Origin of the sequence: Niallia sp. NCCP-28 (genome assembly GCF_023168165.1) — a bacterium.
In the GTDB taxonomy this organism is placed as follows: Bacteria; Bacillota; Bacilli; order Bacillales; family Cytobacillaceae; genus Niallia.
The window spans coordinates 845,227-865,070 of the sequence record NZ_BQYJ01000001.1 but is presented as its reverse complement, the minus strand read 5'-3'; the positions used below and the strand labels follow the sequence as shown (position 1 = coordinate 865,070).

Below are 19,844 nucleotides of genomic sequence, written 5' to 3'. Positions count from 1 at the left end.
GTGAGGGGAATATGATGGGGAAATCAATTATTGAAAAAATATGGCAGAAGCATATTGTTCATAGAGAAGAGGGGAAGCCAGATCTGCTATACATTGATCTTCATCTTGTACATGAAGTAACATCACCTCAAGCATTTTCTGGCCTAAGAATGAAGAATCGCAAAGTCAGAAGACCAGATCGTACATTTGCGACAATGGATCATAATGTACCAACCATTAATCGCTTTAAAATAGATGATGAAGTGGCATTAAATCAAATGACCACATTGGAAAAAAACTGTTTGGAATTTAATGTTCCTTTAGCAAACTTAGAAAGCCCTGAACAAGGAATTGTCCATGTTATTGGACCAGAGCTAGGGTTAACACAGCCAGGAAAAACAATTGTATGCGGCGACAGTCATACATCTACACACGGAGCATTTGGAGCACTGGCATTTGGCATCGGCACTAGTGAAGTAGAACATGTATTAGCGACACAAACTCTATGGCAAACAAAACCGAAAACCTTAAAGATAAAAGTAAACGGCAAACTTGCTCAAGGTGTTACAGCAAAGGATGTTATTTTATATATCCTTTCCAAATATGGAGTAAACTTCGGTACAGGACATGTTATTGAGTATACTGGCGATGTCATTAGAAATCTTTCCATGGAAGAAAGAATGACCATTTGCAATATGTCTATTGAGGGCGGAGCGAGAGCTGGTTTAGTTTCACCAGATGAAACAACTTTTGAATATGTAAGAAATCGCAAATATGCCCCTGAGAATTTTGAAGCAGCTATTGCAGAGTGGAAAGAACTTGTTTCAGATGAAGATGCCGAGTACGATAAAGTGATTATTATTGATGGCAATGATATTGCACCAATGGTAAGCTGGGGTACAAATCCAGCGATGACAGCAAAAGTAGATGCTAGTATTCCTACATCTTCTAGTTATGAAGAAGAAACAGAACGCCGTGCATTGCAAAGTGCTCTTCAATATATGGATTTACAAGAAGGGCAGGCAATTACAGATATTAAAATTCAACATGTATTTATCGGTTCATGTACAAACTCTCGAATTGAAGACTTAAGACAAGCTTCTAGTGTCATTCAAGGGCGAAAAGTGCAAGCGGGAGTACGGGCTTTGGTTGTGCCGGGATCTCAAAAAGTAAAAGCACAAGCAGAAAAAGAAGGACTAGATGGGATTTTTAAAGAAGCTGGTTTTGAATGGAGAGAAGCAGGATGCAGCATGTGTTTAAGCATGAATAATGATTTTGTGCCACCAGGTGAACACTGTGCTTCTACTTCAAACCGAAACTTTGAAGGCAGACAAGGTGCAGGGGCTAGAACTCATCTAGTAAGTCCAGCGATGGCTGCAGCAGCTGCTATAAATGGACGTTTTGTAGATATTCGAACAGAACAAGCGGTGAAAGAATTAGTATAAACAAGAGATAAGGCAGGGAGGGATACAAATGAGCGGATTTACTAAGTTTTTTGGAAAAGCAGCAGCGATGGATCGTGTCAATGTGGATACAGATCAAATTATTCCAAAACAATTTTTAAAAAGGATTGAAAAAACAGGTTTTGGCCGCTTTGCCTTTTTTGATTGGCGCTATTTAAAAAATGGGGAACTAAACCCTGAGTTTGAATTGAACTTTCCTGAGAATAAAGGTGCAACCATTTTAATTGCCAATAAAAATTTTGGTTGTGGTTCATCCAGGGAACATGCACCGTGGGCATTGCAGGACTATGGTTTTCAAGTAGTCATTGCACCATCATTTGCAGATATTTTTTATCAAAACTGTTTAAAAAATGGAATGCTTCCTATTCAATTAGACAGTGAAAAGGTAGAATACTTGTTAAATGCTGCTAAAAATCAGCCATATAATTTGCATGTTAATTTAGAAGACGAAACAGTAGAAGATGAAAATGGCTTTAAAGAAAGCTTTGATATCCATCCTTACTGGAAAAAAATGCTTGTAAATGGTTGGGATGAAATTGAAATAACTCTGCAATACAGCACTGAAATTGAAGAATATGAAAATGCAGCAGCAAAATAAGTATATATTGAAAGGGGCTTTCCAATAAGTCAATTTTTTGACTGTTGGATGCCCCTTTGTTTGTTTAAGAATGCTAATATATTGGCATTCTTGATTTTAAAATGGATTTTACTTTTGGCCCAAGCTCTTTTTCATTGGTCATTCTATTTAAGAAGAGATGATTAAATATACTCCTGTAAAAAGAAGAATAATATATGTAATGATTTTAAATGTTTTTTGGCTGATCCATTTAAATAATAACTGCCCTGCAAATATACCCATAATCAAGGGAGGAAGTCCAATGCCGGAAGCCATCCAAACTTCTGAACTGGTCCCCCCGAAACCAATCTGCATAACAAGGCTGGCAAAATAAACAAATAAATAATAAGCTAAAGTTGTGCTGCGAAGTGTTGCTTTATTTGTCCCTACACTAGAGAAATAAAGCAGAAGGGGAGGTCCTGGCACACCTATGCTTGTTGTCAATAAACCAGATATGCCTCCTGTTAGAAAGTCTCCTTGCTTCGATTGTTTAATGGTCAGTTTTAAAATCAGTAAGATAGTTAAAAGAATAATAAGGATGCCAACAGTCATTTTAAGCATTTGAACATCCATGTATAAATAAACGGCAAGTCCGAAGATTAATCCTAAAATACTGCCTTTTATTAGTGTTATCAATAATTGTTTATTAATTTCCTTTCTGATTTTATAAATCATAAAACTAGAAAGGCAAATGGATAAGACGATATTGATTTGTACAGCAGTATGAATAGGGTAAAGCAAAAATAGAAAAGGAGTCCCGATAATAGAGAAGCCAAAACCAGTGCTTGATTGCAAAAGTGATGCAAAAAACACAACAATAATTAATAATAACCAACCATCCATAAAGTACCTCGCTTTGTATCGTGCAATAAACTATGTGTTTTTTCTTTTAAATATTCGATAATGTCCTGCATGCTGTAAACTTTATTAGGTCATGTACATAGTATTCAGAATTGAACATGATTGGTATTCCTTCGTCTGTATACTTTGTAATATCAAGTCTTAAAAGGGGAGTATTTATCGGCAAATGAAGCATCTTTCCTAATTCTTCATCTGCTAGAGTAGGAATTAGCTCCATAAAATCATGGCTAAAATGAACATGGCTTGTTTCTTCTAAATAGGTAAAAATATTCTGTCCGAGATCATCTTCTCCAAATCTATTGGCCTGCAAATGTTTTTTTGCAATACGATTTATGCAATAAACAGCAGGTGCATGATCGGCAAGAAATCGTTTTTTCACCATAAGGATTTCGTCTCCTGGCTCTATTTTTAAATATTCCGCCGTCTTTTTATCACACTTTTCCCATGAATAGGTTATATTATCAACATTAGCTTGATAACCAGATTCTTTTATAAAGTTGCTTAGTTCTCCTGAAGAATCAATAATGCCAGTAAGTTTTCTCGCAAAAGTAGTAATGATTGTGCTGCTTCCTTGGCTTCGTGTAATAAAACCTTCATTTTCTAAAACAGTAAGAGCTTCTCGAACAGTTACTCGGCTTACCCCCATTTCAGCAGCAAGTTTGGTTTCAGAAGGAAGTTTTTTCAATTCATGTTCATTTGTACGCAAAATATACTGTTTTAAGTATTCAATTGTTTGTTTTACTGCTGTTAATTTTTGCACTTTATTAATTCCGATTTTTGACATAATTTCCTCCTGTCTGTTTGGCATTAAATACCCGCTTTTTGGATGATTTTTGCTGCGGATAGCTTGCTTTCAAACATAATTTTCTCTTCATCCAATGTCAGTACTTCTCTGTTTTTCATAATAATACTTCCATCGATGATCATGTCCGACACATCATTGCTTGTTGCTGATTCCACCAAGGTATTCACTAAGTTTTGGGTTGGCTGCATATGTGGCTGATTTAGATTGATTGCTATTAAATCTGCTTTTTTGCCAATCTCTAGTGTACCAATATGTTGTTCTTGCAGGCTAGCTTTTGCCCCTCCTAATGTTGCCATCTCCAGTATTTTTTTTGAAGGCATGACAACTGGGTCGAAGATAGGGGTTCCCCAATAAGCGCGCATTAAGGATTTAAATACTTTCATTTGATCAAAAAGGCTTAATCCTGCATGAGCTGCCCCGTCTGTTCCAAGACCAATGCTGACTCCTTTGTGCAAAAGCGTGGGAGTTTTCGTAAAACCTTTTCCAGAATTGCTAATCGGACAATGGGCAATTTTAATATTATGCTTGTTCACAATATCTATTTCATTATCGGAAAGCAAAATGCTGTGTGCACTAAGAAAAGGCTGATCTAATACCCCTAAAGACTCTAAAAATTCCAATGGACGCTTTTGATAGCGTTCCAGGCAGAAGCTTATTTCATTTGTATATTCATTCATATGGGCCTGAACCCCTGTATTTAATTCTTTTGCTGTTTCAAAAATACGCATAATCAAACTTGGTGTACATGTAATGATAGATCTTAATGAAAACCAAATATTTATCTTTCCTTCTCCTGCCTGGTGAAAATCATCATAAAGTCTTTTGTTCTGCTCTATTAATTCTTCTTCGGAAAACTTCATGCTCGTAGGTATAGCTTCACCTGTATTCATGGTAGAACAGGTTAAAGTGGCTCGCAATCCAGCTTGTAATGCGCTTTCCGCCACCTTCTGCATATAACTGCCGCCAGCATCAACAAAGGATGTAGTTCCGCTTTTTATCATTTCCAGACAACTTAATTGAGCACTTTTATATACAGCATCTTCGTCTAAATTGCTTTCGTAAGGAACCATAATTCTTGTCCAGATCATAGGATATTCATCTGTGATTTTTCCCCTTAGGAATTGTTGATTTGTATGCATATGTGCATCAATAAGACCAGGCATGAGAAGTTTCCCTTTACCATCTAATGTTGTTTTGGAATTATATTGTTTATTTATTTGAAAGGAGCTGTCTAATGCAATGATTTTTTTATCCCCTATTGCAATAGACATATCGTCTTGAACAGTAAATTCACTCGTTAAGATAGAGCAGTTTTTAATAATTAAATCACATTCTTTAACTTGATTCATCGTTGTAATCCTTCCATTTTATACTCGAATATTTAGTTGGATGCCGTTTACACATTATTTAATGGGCTTTTGACTTCCGCTGATGGAAGCTTCGTTTAATATGCAAGCGTTTATTTCTTATTTCACTGCAGATAGTTGTTTTGGCAGTTCGCTTTTATAAAAAAGTAACTTTTTAGTTTTATAGCTATTTGTAAAAAAAACTAAAAATAACTTAAACAGTCCCTTTATCTATTCATAAAAATGAAAGGAGGGGGCATCACTTGCATAGGTATGTTTTTTTATCAGTTTGTTAATCTTAAAAATGTTTCTGCAAAAATGGCTTGTATTAAAAAGGCTCCTGTAAAAACTAAGATAGCGATAATAAACATCTTCCAGCTTTGTTTGCGGAAGCTTTTAAAATCTAAGCCTATTCCAGCTAATGTTCCTACAAGGGTAATAATTGCCATAGAGGAAATTTTCCCTGTTTGTTCCACTACAGTAGAGGAAATAGGAGAAAGTGGGCAAGAAATCAATAAGCCGAATAACACGACATAAACAATTACAGGTATGTTTAAGGGAATTAATTTACCCAGACAAATGCCGATGAATGCGATTCCGACTAAAATTAACACTCCAGGGATGGACTCAGCTATTGCTATATGATATCCAATCCAATTGGAAACAAGCATTGTAATAAAGGATGTAGCCAGTAAGGAAAGGAGAAGATTTCGATAACTTAAGCTCATTTTATTCAACCACCTTTGAAGAATGTATATTGGCAATTCGTGTATGTTTTGGGCTGATTTTTGGCTCTAGCCAGGCATATAGTTTTTTCGTAATTGGCAAAGAGAGAAACAGTGTGAAATAAATGCCGATAATGGCAGACAATAGATCACTTGCACCAGCTAAAACCAAAATTTGGTCTGCATAATGAGGATAAATGGTAGCAAGTGTATTGGAAGCTGCGGCCATCATCGCACCACTGCCGATGCCACAAGCCATTGCTAGCGCCAATGGATGAAAAATCCCTGTAGCAGCAACCATGCTTGCCAATAAGCCCAGATATACTGTGCCAATTAGGAAACCGATGACATAAATGGAAAGTGTCCCTCTAGCTTCTGGTGAGTTAGCTCCATATAGGCTGACGATTAAACCATAGTCTTTGTCCCGGCAGGTAGAGCTAGTGGCACCAATTGCTTCTTTTTTAATTCCTAACATAATGGCAACTGGCAATGCTAATATAATGGTGCCGATATGTCCGATTTCTTGAAAGGCTAAAGCAGGTCCAGCTTCTATTAAATGGGAAATATTAGCACCTGCTAATATGCCTATTTTCGCCATAAAAGGAGAGATGACGATAAGTACAAGGGAGGATGCTTTTTTTGCTTCTTTTTTCTTAAAAAATCCTAGAAGGTCAGGTCCAAGTAAGATGCCAAAAATAAGTCCAAAAAGCATGGGGTAAATAACGACAAGTCCAGATCCTATTTGAAATTGATGTGTGCCAATTAACTCTGCAAGAATAACAATAAGCAGTGCTCCAAGGTAAATACGATAGTATTCCTTGAAATGGTTTTTAATAGTTTGTTGCTGCATAGTTTTATCCATAATTGCCTCCTAATAGAAAAATAATTAACATGTAAACTTGTAATACAAGTTTACATGTTAAAAGATAGCTTAATAGTAAACATAGTTTTTAAATATGTCACTAGTTTTGTTAGAAATTCTAACAAAATATTTTTGAAGTGGAGTAGAAAGTAAAAAAGAAAGGGAGTGGGATATTAGTTGGCGAGCAGCTAAATGCTAATTTATCCTGATAAAAAACTTCCTTTTTTATGGCTATCCTCTTGTTGCAACAGTGTATAAAAAAGGCTAAACTGTCTAAAAAGACATATTAGGGCGGGAAAAAAATGAGTAAGCGGGATAAAAAAAAGAAAGATAATATTGTACTTTTCCCCGATTTAGATCAACGTTTTTTAGAAAAGGGTCTTCAGTCTATACAAGAAAAAAGCTATTATGAAGCAGTTTCTTTTTTCAAAGAGGCGCTTAGCTTAAATCCAACAAATAGTGAAGTGCAAATTGGATTAATTTTGGCTTATTATGAACTCGGATCTTTGCATCATGCGAAGGATATAGCAAAAAATATGCTTCAAAGCGGTCTAGGCGATTATATTCATGTGCTTGATCTGTATTTGATGATTCTTGTTCAGCTCCATGAGTATGAAGAAATTGTCGCCACGATAGAAGTGCTCTTGGAAGAACATCGAATTCCGGCTAAAAAGTTGGAGCACTTTTCTAAAATGCTGGATTTCAGCAGAAGAATGGCATTGTCTACAATAAAAAAAGAAGAAGGGGATGAAAATCATTACATAGAAGAGGAGGACAATCGTCAAAAACTAAATCTCTATTCCTTGCAAAATTCAAACGAACAGATGCAATGTATTGCAAAGTTACATCATCAAAATGTTCGTCCTTATATAGAAGAAATAAAAGGGTACCTAGCCGATGAAAATAGCAGTCCGTTTTTGAAAACATTATTATTAAATATATTAAAAGAGCAGGAATATGATAAAGAAATTGCAATCCATAAATTGAATCAGCATCTAACGGTTATACCCAGTGAATTAGAAGAAATGGGGGTTCAATCACAAAAGGATGAAATATGGTCTGCTTTAATTCACCAATTAGAACATGAAGATCCAGTTTTGCTTGAACATATTATGGTTCTATTAGAACAGCAATTTTTTCTCCTTTATCCCCTTAAGCTAGAGCGGTATTCAAATCCTGTATGGGCAGCTGGCTATCATTACGTCATTCAATCATATTTTGATCCAGAAACAAAAATAGGAGATTATATGAAAGCATATGAGGTGGATAGGAAGGATTTAATGGGAGCAATACGCTTTATAAAAAGTTTAGAGGAAATTTCTTATCCTAATATTTAGGCTTCTATGTTGAAACAACTAGAACCTATGATATAATGGAATGGTTGCATTTAGAAAATGCTATAATTTTTTTGATGAATAGATTGACTGCTTAAAAGGCTAAATTTGTTGAAATAGTGTTTAAATATACTATTTTAAACAAAGGAAGCAGCAAATCTGAAAAAAATTAGAAGTAATGAAAAGTAGAATAGATTGTTGGAGGGAAATATAGTATGTCTGCTAAATGGGAAGTTTTAGAAGGAAACCGTGGTGTTCTTACAATTGAAGTAGATGCTGAAAAAGTAAACGAAGGTTTAGATTTGGCATTTAAAAAGGTAGTAAAACAAGTAAATATTCCTGGATTCCGTAAAGGAAGAATTCCGCGTGGAATGTTTGAACAACGTTTTGGTGTAGAATCTCTTTATCAAGATGCAATCGATATTTTATTGCCAGACGCTTATGCTAACGCAATTGAAGAGACTGGAATTGAGCCAGTTGACCGTCCTGAAATCGATGTAGAGCAAATCGAAAAAGGCAAATCATTAATCTTTAAAGCAACTGTAGTTGTAAAACCTGAAGTAACTTTAGGCGAATACAAAGGTCTTGAAGTAGAAGCAGTAAACACAGAAGTGACAGCAGAAGATGTAGATGCTGAAATTAAAGCATTACAAGAAAAACAAGCTGAACTTGTTGTAAAAGAAGAAGGAACAGCTGAATTAGGCGATACAGTAGTAATGGATTTTGAAGGATTCCAAGATGGAGTTGCTTTCGAAGGTGGAACAGCTGAGAACTTTTCACTTGAATTAGGTTCTGGTCAATTTATTCCAGGGTTTGAAGAACAATTAGTTGGACTTGCTACTGAAGAAGCTAAAGAAGTAGAAGTAACTTTCCCAGAAGAGTACCATGCAGCTGAATTAGCTGGAAAACCTGCTACATTCAAAGTAACAATCCATGAAATCAAAACAAAAGAACTTCCTGAGTTAGATGATGAATTCGCTAAAGATGTGGATGAAGAAGCAGAAACTTTAGAAGCTTTAAAAGAAAAAATTAAAACACGTTTAGAAAATGATAAAAAACATCAAGCAGAACATGCAGTTCGTGATACAGTGGTAGAAAAAGCTGCTGGAAATGCAACAATTGATATTCCTTCTGCTATGGTTGATACTGAAATTGACCGTATGATGAATGAATTTGAACAACGTCTTCAAATGCAAGGCATGAATCTTGAACTATACTTCCAATTCTCAGGCCAAGATGAAGAAGCACTTAAAGCGCAAATGAAAGAAGATGCGGAGAAGCGTGTACGCGTTAACTTAACAATTGAAGCAATCGCTAATGCTGAAAACATTGAAGTATCTGAAGAAGAAGTAACAGCTGAATTAGCAAAAATGTCCGAAATGTACAATATGCCTACAGATGCTATCACACAAGCACTTGGCGGTACTGAAAACTTAAAAATGGATATAAAAATGAGAAAAGCAATCGATTTTCTTGTGGAAAACAGCAAAACTGTTGCATAATAGAAGTAATTAAAAAACTAAGGCGCGAATCAATCGTGCCTTAGTTTTATATTCACACCATGTAACATATAATATATTTAACAGATTTCATTTAGTTTTATGTACAGGAATATATACATACTTTGACAGCTGTTAATATTTCCAGATTTAAGTTTGTGAAAAATGGATATGCTTAAAAGAAGTACATAAGTTTTATTCCCGTCGGATTAGTCTAGTTTAAACGAAGAGCGTATCGTTTCCTGTACATACGACCATATGTTACAATGCAATACATAACTGTTGTAAGATTTTTTTGAAAAAGAAGATTCAAACAATAATCCGTGGGATAAACATATACAAAGAGTTTTAAGGGGTGAAGACATGTTTAAATTTAATGATGAAAAGGGACAGCTAAAATGTTCTTTCTGTGGCAAAACACAAGATCAAGTACGCAAGTTAGTTGCCGGACCAGGTGTGTATATTTGTGATGAGTGCATTGAATTATGTACAGAAATCGTAGAAGAAGAGCTTGGAACGGAAGAAGAAGTAGAATTTAAAGACGTGCCAAAACCTTCTGAAATCCGCGATATTTTGGATGAATATGTTATAGGACAAGATCAAGCAAAAAAGGCGCTGTCGGTTGCTGTCTATAATCATTACAAGCGGATTAATTCTAACAGTAAAATTGATGATGTAGAACTTTCAAAAAGTAATATTGCGATGATTGGACCTACTGGAAGTGGGAAAACGCTTTTAGCTCAAACGCTTGCAAGAATTTTAAATGTTCCATTTGCAATTGCTGATGCTACATCATTAACAGAGGCTGGATATGTTGGAGAAGATGTAGAAAATATTCTTCTAAAACTTATTCAGTCTGCTGATTACGATGTAGAAAAAGCAGAAAAAGGGATTATCTATATTGATGAAATCGATAAAGTAGCCCGGAAATCGGAAAATCCTTCCATTACTAGAGATGTCTCTGGTGAAGGTGTGCAGCAAGCACTTTTGAAAATATTAGAAGGCACTGTGGCAAGTGTTCCTCCACAAGGTGGAAGAAAGCATCCACATCAAGAATTTATCCAAATTGATACAACTAATATTTTATTCATTTGTGGTGGCGCATTTGATGGAATTGAACCGATTATTAAAAGACGTTTAGGGCAAAAAGTAATTGGATTTGGTTCAGAAACGAAACAAGCTGAAGTGGAAGATAAAGATTTACTGTCAAAAGTATTGCCAGAAGATCTTTTGCGCTTTGGATTAATTCCAGAATTTATCGGTCGTCTTCCAGTAATTGCTAGTCTTGGACAATTAGATGAAGAAGCGCTTGTTGAAATTTTGACAAAACCAAAAAACGCATTAGTAAAACAATACAAAAAAATGCTGGAATTAGATAATGTAGAATTGGATTTTGAAGATGGAGCTTTAGTGGAGATTGCTAAAAAAGCAATTGAAAGAAAAACAGGTGCCCGCGGCCTGCGTTCTATCATCGAAGGCATTATGCTTGATGTAATGTTTGACTTGCCTTCACGGGAAGATATTGTGAAGTGCATCATTACAAAAGAGACAGTAATAGATAATGCATCGCCAAAGCTGGTTTTGGAAGATGGAACGGTTATTGAAGAAGAAACAAAAACTTCTGCGTAAAGCAACAGTTAATAAAGTTTTAGGGCTTCCTATTTAATAAATAGGAAGCTTTTTTTGTTGAAAGAGATGTATTCTATAGCTATAAATGAACCAAAAAAATTCCGTTGGGATCAAATGAAGGATTAAAAAAACTGATGATTGGAAAGTTCTATCATTTTTGTAAGAAAAATTGTTTATTCCTACCATTCAAAGGAGATACTACTGTTTATCAGCATGATTTATATTCAGGAGGTATTTATATGAGCTGGACGGAGATTGCTTTATTTGTACAATTGTTCTTTGGAATAATAATTGGTTTATACTTTTGGAATTTATTAAAAAGCCAAAGAACACAAAAAGTATCTATTGATCGGGAATCTAAAAAGGAAATGGATCAATTGCGTAAAATGCGGTCTATCTCTTTAACAGAACCTTTATCAGAAAAAGTGCGCCCGACAAGCTTTGAAGATATTGTAGGCCAAGAGGATGGAATCAAATCTTTAAAGGCAGCGCTTTGTGGGCCCAATCCTCAACATGTCATTATTTATGGACCGCCTGGAGTGGGTAAAACAGCTGCGGCAAGACTTGTTTTAGAAGAAGCCAAAAGAAATAAACGATCACCTTTTAAACCAAATTCTGTTTTTGTGGAGCTGGATGCTACTACAGCAAGATTTGATGAACGGGGAATTGCAGATCCGCTAATCGGTTCTGTTCATGATCCGATTTATCAAGGTGCAGGAGCCATGGGACAAGCAGGAATCCCTCAACCAAAGCAGGGGGCCGTTACAAATGCACATGGCGGTGTCTTATTTATTGATGAGATAGGGGAACTTCATCCGACGCAAATGAATAAATTGTTAAAGGTGCTTGAGGATCGGAAAGTATTTTTAGAAAGTGCTTACTATAACGAAGAAAATACACAAATACCTACACATATACATGATATTTTTCAAAATGGGCTGCCAGCTGATTTTCGTTTAGTCGGTGCAACTACAAGAACGCCGAATGAGATACCGCCTGCTATCCGCTCGCGGTGCATGGAAGTGTTTTTTAGAGAGCTGACAGCAGATGAAGTAGTGAAAATTGGGAAAAAGGCAGCTGATAAAGTAAATCTAGAAATCAGCAAAAAAAGCTTGGAAACATTAGCGGAGTATGCACGCAATGGAAGAGAAGCAGTGAATATTATTCAAATTTCTGCAGGTCTTGCTATAGGAGAAGATAGAAATCATATTAAAGAAGAAGAGTTGGAATGGGTAATCAATTCCAGTCAGCTATCTCCAAGAATGGAAAGAAAAATAAATAAAACTTCTTCGATAGGTTCAGTAAACGGTCTTGCTGTATATGGCACCAATATTGGATCTCTTTTGGAAATAGAGGTAACAGTGATTCCAGCAAAAGAAAAGGGCTCTATTAATATAACTGGTATTGTGGAAGAAGAGAGTATCGGAGGCCAAGGAAAGTCTATTCGCAGAAAAAGTATGGCAAGAGGCTCTATTGAAAATGTAATAACAGTGCTCAGGTCCATGAATGTTCCGGCAGATCAATACGATATCCATGTGAATTTTCCAGGAGGCATTCCAATAGATGGGCCGTCTGCGGGCATTTCTATGGCTACAGGCATCTATTCTGCTATTTATAAATTTCCGGTAGCGCGCAAAGTGGCAATGACAGGTGAGATTAGCATACATGGAAAAGTAAAGCCAGTCGGTGGTGTGCTGGCAAAGGTAAAAGCAGCGCATGCGGCTGGAGCGCAAAAAGTTATTATTCCAAAGGAGAATATGCAAACAGTATTACAAGAAGTGAAAGGCATTGAAATAGTGCCTGTCACAACATTAAAAGAAGTATTAGAACATGCCTTGATAAAGGAGCATGTTATGGAAGAACCAATATCTCCTGCAACTGATTTAACAAAGAAAAAAAGTATGTAAGAAAAAAGCTTTAATTTTCTTAGGGAAAATTAAAGCTTTTTTTCTTCTATAGGTCCAACTGTTATAATAGTGGAACGTTGCATTTATTTTAATGAATAGTGCCTAGAGAACAATATTTTCTTCATTTCTGCTTTCAAGTCTAAATGAGCAAAAAATAAACAGGATATTTTTTATTAAAAAGACATATTACGAGCTGTTTGTTAAAATACTAGGAGTATAAAGTTTTTCTTTTTGTGACTTATACCAAAAACAGTTCTATTTTGTTCCAATCCGCAATAAATCTAGTTAATAGACACTTTTTCATAAATAAGATAGAATTGTACAAAGCATTAGATTTTGAAATGGAATTTTTTATAGCTGGAGGTGCAACATAATGGAGGAAATAAACAATACAATTGTCCCCCTCCTGCCGCTTCGAGGTTTGCTTGTTTATCCAACAATGGTTTTACATTTAGATGTTGGACGTGAAAAATCAGTACAGGCACTTGAAAAAGCAATGGTAGATGACCATTTAATCTTTTTAACGATGCAAAAGGATATGGATATAGATGATCCGACTGAAGAAGATTTATACAAAATAGGAACTTTAACAAAAGTGAAACAAATGCTAAAGCTGCCTAATGGAACTATTCGTGTATTAGTGGAAGGTCTACAAAGAGCGGAAATTCTTGAAATAATCGAGGAAGAAGGGTATTTTTCTGCTAGTTTGCATGTATTTGACGAGGATACTTCCAAAGATATAGAAGATGAAGCTTTGATGCGGACGATGCTGGAATATTTTGAACAATACATAAAAATTTCGAAGAAGATTTCAAATGAAACGCTATCCACTGTTTCTGATATGGAGGAGCCAGGTAGGATGGCAGATATTATCGCTTCCCATTTGCCGATTAAGCTGAAAGAAAAGCAGCATATTTTGGAAACAATCGATAATAAAAAAAGAATGAATTATGTGATTGATATTATTCATAATGAAAAAGAAGTCCTTAGTTTGGAAAAAAAAATCGGACAGCGTGTCAAAAAATCCATGGAAAGAACACAAAAAGAATATTATTTGCGTGAACAAATGAAAGCCATTCAAAAAGAACTTGGAGATAAAGATGGAAAAAGCGGTGAAGTCAGTTCTCTGATGGAGAAAATTGAAGCATGCGGAATGCCGGAGCATGTAAAAGAAACTGCATTAAAAGAGTTGGACCGCTATGAAAAAATTCCCTCTACATCTGCGGAAAGTTCAGTAATTCGCAACTATATTGAATGGCTAATTGCCCTGCCTTGGTCAAAAGCAACAGAAGATGATCTGGATATTCTGAAAGCAGAAAAAATTCTAGATGAAGATCATTATGGTCTAGAAAAAGTGAAAGAAAGAGTATTAGAATATTTGGCCGTTCAAAAATTGACCAATTCCCTAAAAGGCCCTATCCTTTGTTTAGCAGGACCTCCAGGTGTAGGGAAAACTAGTTTAGCCCGTTCTATTGCCAGATCATTAAACCGACATTTTGTGCGTGTTTCTCTTGGAGGCGTGCGTGATGAATCGGAAATTAGAGGACATCGCCGAACATATGTGGGAGCAATGCCTGGCAGAATTATTCAAGGAATGAAAAAAGCTGGAACAGTAAACCCAGTATTTTTGCTTGATGAAATTGATAAAATGTCGAATGATTTTCGCGGAGATCCGTCTGCTGCAATGTTGGAAGTATTGGATCCAGAGCAAAACCACAACTTTAGCGATCATTATATTGAAGAAACATATGATCTTTCAAAAGTTATGTTTGTTGCAACTGCTAATAATTTAGCAACGATTCCAGCGCCGCTAAGGGATAGAATGGAGATAATTTCGATTGCTGGATATACAGAACTGGAAAAAAACCATATTGTAAAAAATCATTTATTGGAAAAGCAAATAAAAGATCATGGATTAACAAAAGGGCAATTGCAAATAAGAGATGATGCCATTCAAAAAATTGTTCGATTATATACAAGAGAAGCAGGAGTGCGCAGCTTAGAAAGACAGATTGCTTCCATTTGCCGTAAAAGTGCAAAAATAATTGTAACAAGCGAAAAGAAAAAAATTGTTGTAACAAGCAAAAATTTGGAAGAATTTCTTGGCAAACCGAAGTTTCGTTTTGGTCAGGCAGAAGAAATTGACCAAGTCGGAGTAGCGACAGGTCTTGCTTATACGACTGTCGGCGGGGATACATTACAAATAGAAGTATCTTTAGCACCTGGAAAAGGCAAACTTGTATTAACAGGCAAACTCGGTGATGTGATGAGAGAATCTGCTCAAGCCGCATTTAGTTATATCCGTTCAAAATCGGAAGAGCTTGGCATTGATCCTAAATTTCATGAAAAACATGATATCCATATTCATGTTCCAGAAGGTGCTGTGCCAAAGGATGGCCCATCTGCCGGCATCACGATGGTAACAGCATTAGTTTCTGCTCTTTCTGGCAGAACGATAAAAAAAGAAGTAGGCATGACAGGGGAAGTTACATTGCGAGGCAGAGTGCTTCCTATTGGCGGCTTAAAAGAAAAATCATTAGGTGCCCATAGAGCGGGATTAACTACTATTATTGCACCAAAAGATAATGAAAAAGATTTAGAAGATATTCCTGAAAGCGTACGGGAAGGACTTGAATTTATTCTTGTTTCCCACGTAGACGAAGTATTAAAACATGCATTGAACGGAAGTGTAAATTCTTGAAAGTAACTAGTGCTGAAATAGTAATAAGTGCAGTAAAACCTAATCAATATCCAGAAAGCGATATTCCTGAATTCGCCTTGGCAGGAAGATCAAATGTAGGAAAGTCTTCTTTTATTAATAAAATGCTTGGAAGAAAGGCGCTTGCCCGCATTTCTTCCAAGCCAGGAAAAACGCAGACATTAAATTTTTATTTAATTAATGAGATTCTTCATTTTGTGGATGTCCCAGGATATGGATATGCGAAAGTTTCTAAAAAGGAAAGAGAAGCATGGGGCAAAATGCTTGAAACATATTTTACAACAAGAGACCAGCTAAAAGCAGTTATTTTAATTACTGATTTAAGGCATCCGCCTACCAAAGATGATGTGCTAATGTATGACTTTTTAAAGCATTATGATATTCCATGTGTCATCATCGCAACAAAGGCAGATAAAATTTCCAAGTCGCAATGGCAAAAGCATTTAAAAGTGACAAAAGAAACATTTGATTTAAGTGATAAGGACTATCTTCTTCTTTTTTCTTCGGAAACAGGAGAAGGAAAAGATAAAGTTTGGTCATTATTGCAGCATTTGGCTAAAAAATAAAACGAAGCGGGGAAACCCTGCTTCGTTTTATTTTTTTTGGATAAATAAATAATAGCTGCCAATAAGAAGAAAAAGGATGGGAATGATCATGCTTACAGTATTTTCCTTTAATTTTAAAAATCCAAGTGATTGGATAATATCTTGAAAAAATAGCAAGAGAATAGCCAATAAAAGAAATAGCATCCCATTTAACAGTCCTTGGCCAGATTTTTGGTTTTGGAGAATAAAACCTAAGGCAATAATAAGAATAAAAGATCCGGTATGATCAGGCCAAATGGCTAATTTATTTATTAAATGAAAATGCAAGCCGAATCCAGCTAAAATAACCCCAGGCAGAATACTGCTATAATCATTTCCTCGATAGCCTTGAATTAAAAAAGCTATGCCAACTATCAATAATAGAGTAGGCCATGTATAAAAATCTGCAAATAGTGGAATATTAAACTCCTTCAATAAAAAATATAATCCAAATCCTATTAAAATAATGCCTGAAAATAATTTTTGACTTTTCATTGTTTCCTCCGCTTCTACTTCCAATAACCTAAGCTTGAATTATAGGGAGATATTTGTTACTGTACATGAAGTAAGCAATATCTTCCGAGCCACTTTTTTTATTGTGGCTAAGATTTTTTATAGATGATTTTTTGTTCCATTGATTTTGGAAATAAAAAGAAAGATCCAAACATCCATTTTTCTTTAGCACTCATCAAGTAATTCGCATGAACAATAAAAATCCCCTGCTTTCATTATAAAACATTTAGAAATAATCAGCTTAAAGTTTTTTATATAGTATAATAATGGGTATAAATAAAAAACTTTTTTATTGCTTATTTAATGGGCAGGGATTAGATTGGGAGGAGAAATGACAAGTTTAGGCAGAACAGCGCTCCTGAAAGCCTCATTGTTAGTTTTACTTTATAAAAGGGTGAATTTTTTCTTCCAATTTAATCGATAAAAAAGGAAAATAAGAATAAACTAAGATTAGTAATATTCGGAAACTAGCAAAGGGCCGTATTGCTTTTTCTTTTTACGTCGGTATCAATTATCAATCTTAATTATTGTTAATTAAAGAATTCACAATATGTTCACAAATATAAAGCTATTTTTTATACATTTATAAAGAAAATTTGCTATAATTAATCCATGTTTAGAATTATTATAAATAAGTGAGCGTTTAATTGAAATAGTTAGGGGTGTCATTTAACTGATGCATATCATAGTTGTTGGACTAAATTATAAAACGGCACCAGTCGAAATACGTGAACGTTTGACGTTTGATTCATCGCAATTGGGAGAGGCAATGAATCAACTGCAATATAAAAAAAGCATATTAGAGAATGTGATCATATCTACATGCAATAGAACGGAAATATATGCGGTTGTCGACCAATTGCATACAGGCCGCTACTATATAAAAGAATTTTTGTCGGAATGGTTTGGAATGGAGCAAAATGAATTTGTTCCATATTTATTTGTCTATGAGCAAGAGGGTGCAATGAACCATTTATTTCAAGTGGCATGCGGGTTAAACTCTATGGTTGTAGGGGAAACGCAAATACTCGGGCAAGTTCGCACAAGCTTTTTAGAAGCTCAAAATAGAAATGTAGTTGGAACCGTATTTAATCAGCTGTTTAAACAAGCTATCACCCTTGCAAAAAGAGCTCATACAGAAACGACTATTGGCGAAAATGCTGTTTCTGTAAGTTATGCTGCGGTTGAATTGGCAAGGAAAATTTTTGGAACGCTAGAAAATAAAAATGTTTTAATATTAGGTGCGGGGAAAATGGGAGAGCTGGCCATCCAAAATTTATATAGCAATGGTGCAAAAAATGTAACGGTGATAAATCGCACATTCGAAAAAGCCCAAGGGTTGGCAGAGCGTTTTGAAGGACAGGCAAAACAGTTTAATGACTTGCAATGCGCTTTAATGGATGCAGATATCGTAATAAGCTCTACTGGAGCAACCTCCTATGTTATCACCAAAAACATGATGCAGTCCGTAGATAAAACTCGCAAAGGCAAACCTCTATTTATGGTGGATATTGCAGTGCCAAGAGATCTAGATCCAGAGATTACGGAGCTTGAAAGTGTTTTTCTTTATGATATAGATGATTTAGAGGGAATAGTAGAAGCAAACATGCAAGAACGTCAAAAAGAAGCGGCGAAAATTATGTTAATGATTGAAGAGGCAATAGTGGAATTTAACCAATGGCTTCACTTGCTTGGCATCGTGCCAGTTATTTCGGAACTTCGAAACAAGGCTCTTACCATTCAATCAGAAACGATGAAGAGCATTGAAAGAAAGATGCCCCATTTAAGCACAAGAGATAAAAAAGTCCTAAATAAGCATACAAAAAGCATCATTAATCAATTGTTAAAAGATCCAATTCTTCAAGTGAAGGAGCTAGCCTCTACTGAAGATGCAGAAAAGTCTCTGCAGCTATTTAAACAAATTTTTCAGTTAGAAGATGCTGTTGCTGTACATGATAAAGAGGAAACAAAAAAAGAAGAGAGAAAACAAAAAACAGATATAGCAGCTCCTTCTTATTCTTATCAAACTACTTTACAATCCTATTAAAAGAAAACTCAATGTAGGCTATTTGATTTTCATAAAATTTACGAGATAATATAAAAGGATCTGATTACTATTCTGTACTGGATTGTAGAGGAGTAACATTATGCAGGATATTTACATGTCAAGACTTCATGAGTTAACGATCATTCTTTATGCATTATCTGTTTTGTTTTATTTTTTTGATTTTATGCATAATAACCAGAGGGCCAATAAAGCTGCTTTCTGGTTACTTTCATTTGTATGGGCGCTGCAAACTTCCTTTCTTATTGTATATATGAAGGAGACAGGGAGATTTCCCGTATTAACCATAATGGAAGGTTTATATTTTTATACATGGGTATTAATATCTTTGTCCCTTGCGATAAATCGCTTACTAAAAGTGGATTTTATTGTTTTTTTTGCAAATGTTCTAGGTTTTATTATTATGGCGATACATACATTTGCCCCTATTCATGAGTCTGGCGGCAAAATAGCGGAAAAAGTGGTATCTGAACTATTATTTATTCATATTACTGCCGCGATTCTTTCCTATGGAGCTTTTTCATTATCGTTTATTTTTTCCGTATTATATTGTGTGCAATATAATCTTCTGAAGAAAAAACAATGGGGAAAAAGGTTAATAAGAATCCCTGACTTGGCTAAGCTAGAATATATATCCTATTTGCTTAATGTTATTAGTGTGCCAATTCTGTTAATTGCATTAATACTTGGAATTCAATGGGCGATTATCCAAAAGCCAGCTTTTTTTTGGTATGATCCGAAAATAATTGGTTCCTTTATTATTTTATTTATCTACAGCATTTACTTATATTTACGGGCTACCAATAAACTAAGAGGAAAAAATATTGCAGTGCTTAATATTATGAACTTTTTGATGGTGATGGTTAATTTTATCTTTATTGGAAAATTTTCTTCTTTTCATTTTTAACAACATTATGATTTATTTTGAAAAATTCTT

General features: G+C 35.2%; 16 protein-coding genes. 10 read left to right on the top strand and 6 right to left on the bottom strand.

The genetic code is table 11. From position 1 onward, the window contains the following. Positions 1–11 precede the first annotated feature (11 nt). Entirely contained in the window at positions 12–1,424 is a 1,413-nt protein-coding gene (gene leuC / locus NCCP28_RS04335) for a 3-isopropylmalate dehydratase large subunit (protein WP_248560146.1), read from the top strand. A 28-nt stretch (positions 1,425–1,452) separates the two neighbouring features. Further along, complete coding sequence (gene leuD, locus NCCP28_RS04330; RefSeq protein ID WP_248560145.1) at positions 1,453–2,040, top strand: 3-isopropylmalate dehydratase small subunit; 588 nt, start codon at positions 1,453–1,455, stop codon at positions 2,038–2,040. Between the two features lie 147 nt (positions 2,041–2,187). On the opposite strand, the gene NCCP28_RS04325 is transcribed toward leuD, so the two are convergent. The 5 genes from NCCP28_RS04325 to NCCP28_RS04305 form a co-directional block, all read right to left on the bottom strand. Continuing rightward, entirely contained in the window at positions 2,188–2,901 is a 714-nt protein-coding gene (locus tag NCCP28_RS04325) for a sulfite exporter TauE/SafE family protein (protein WP_248560144.1), read from the bottom strand. Between the two features lie 46 nt (positions 2,902–2,947). Beyond that, positions 2,948–3,703 carry a GntR family transcriptional regulator gene (locus NCCP28_RS04320; protein WP_248560143.1) on the bottom strand — a complete coding sequence of 252 codons (756 nt, stop codon included), beginning with the start codon at positions 3,701–3,703 and terminating at the stop codon, positions 2,948–2,950. Positions 3,704–3,726: 23 nt separating this feature from the next. Continuing rightward, positions 3,727–5,073, bottom strand: coding sequence for an amidohydrolase (locus NCCP28_RS04315; protein WP_248560142.1), 1,347 nt, complete (start codon positions 5,071–5,073; stop codon positions 3,727–3,729). A 281-nt stretch (positions 5,074–5,354) separates the two neighbouring features. Further along, a complete protein-coding gene (locus NCCP28_RS04310) occupies positions 5,355–5,798 on the bottom strand; it encodes a hypothetical protein (protein ID WP_248560141.1) in 444 nt (147 codons plus the stop codon). A 1-nt stretch (position 5,799) separates the two neighbouring features. Further along, positions 5,800–6,657, bottom strand: a complete 858-nt coding sequence (locus tag NCCP28_RS04305) for a DUF3100 domain-containing protein (protein ID WP_248560140.1) — start codon at positions 6,655–6,657, stop codon at positions 5,800–5,802. A gap of 302 nt (positions 6,658–6,959) precedes the next feature. Between NCCP28_RS04305 and NCCP28_RS04300 the strand changes: the two genes are divergently transcribed. The 6 genes from NCCP28_RS04300 to yihA all read left to right on the top strand — a co-directional run bounded on the left by NCCP28_RS04300 (position 6,960) and on the right by yihA (position 16,311). After that, the gene (locus NCCP28_RS04300) at positions 6,960–7,994 is read left to right on the top strand and encodes a tetratricopeptide repeat protein (protein WP_248560139.1); all 1,035 of its coding nucleotides are present in this window, start codon (positions 6,960–6,962) and stop codon (positions 7,992–7,994) included. Positions 7,995–8,206: 212 nt separating this feature from the next. Further along, positions 8,207–9,493, top strand: coding sequence for a trigger factor (tig, locus tag NCCP28_RS04295; RefSeq protein ID WP_248560138.1), 1,287 nt, complete (start codon positions 8,207–8,209; stop codon positions 9,491–9,493). A 360-nt stretch (positions 9,494–9,853) separates the two neighbouring features. Next, a complete protein-coding gene (gene clpX / locus NCCP28_RS04290) occupies positions 9,854–11,119 on the top strand; it encodes an ATP-dependent protease ATP-binding subunit ClpX (RefSeq protein WP_248560137.1) in 1,266 nt (421 codons plus the stop codon). 239 nt (positions 11,120–11,358) lie between these two features. Continuing rightward, entirely contained in the window at positions 11,359–13,026 is a 1,668-nt protein-coding gene (gene lonB, locus NCCP28_RS04285; protein WP_248560136.1) for an ATP-dependent protease LonB, read from the top strand. Between the two features lie 373 nt (positions 13,027–13,399). Beyond that, positions 13,400–15,727: an endopeptidase La gene (lon, locus tag NCCP28_RS04280; protein WP_375709360.1), complete on the top strand. Its 2,328-nt coding sequence runs from the start codon at positions 13,400–13,402 to the stop codon at positions 15,725–15,727. After that, positions 15,724–16,311 (top strand): ribosome biogenesis GTP-binding protein YihA/YsxC, encoded by a 588-nt coding sequence (gene yihA / locus NCCP28_RS04275; protein ID WP_248560135.1) that lies wholly within the window; start codon positions 15,724–15,726, stop codon positions 16,309–16,311. The genes lon and yihA overlap by 4 nt, the downstream gene beginning before the upstream one ends. A gap of 27 nt (positions 16,312–16,338) precedes the next feature. Here yihA and NCCP28_RS04270 read toward each other — a convergent pair whose 3' ends face one another. Next, a complete protein-coding gene (locus tag NCCP28_RS04270; RefSeq protein WP_248560134.1) occupies positions 16,339–16,824 on the bottom strand; it encodes a LiaI-LiaF-like domain-containing protein in 486 nt (161 codons plus the stop codon). A gap of 694 nt (positions 16,825–17,518) precedes the next feature. On the opposite strand from NCCP28_RS04270, the gene hemA reads away from it, so the two are divergent. Both hemA and NCCP28_RS04260 read left to right on the top strand, forming a co-directional pair. Then, the gene (gene hemA / locus NCCP28_RS04265; protein WP_248560133.1) at positions 17,519–18,889 is read left to right on the top strand and encodes a glutamyl-tRNA reductase; all 1,371 of its coding nucleotides are present in this window, start codon (positions 17,519–17,521) and stop codon (positions 18,887–18,889) included. Positions 18,890–18,989: 100 nt separating this feature from the next. Further along, positions 18,990–19,814 carry a cytochrome C assembly family protein gene (locus tag NCCP28_RS04260; protein WP_248560132.1) on the top strand — a complete coding sequence of 275 codons (825 nt, stop codon included), beginning with the start codon at positions 18,990–18,992 and terminating at the stop codon, positions 19,812–19,814. Positions 19,815–19,844: the final 30 nt, after the last annotated feature.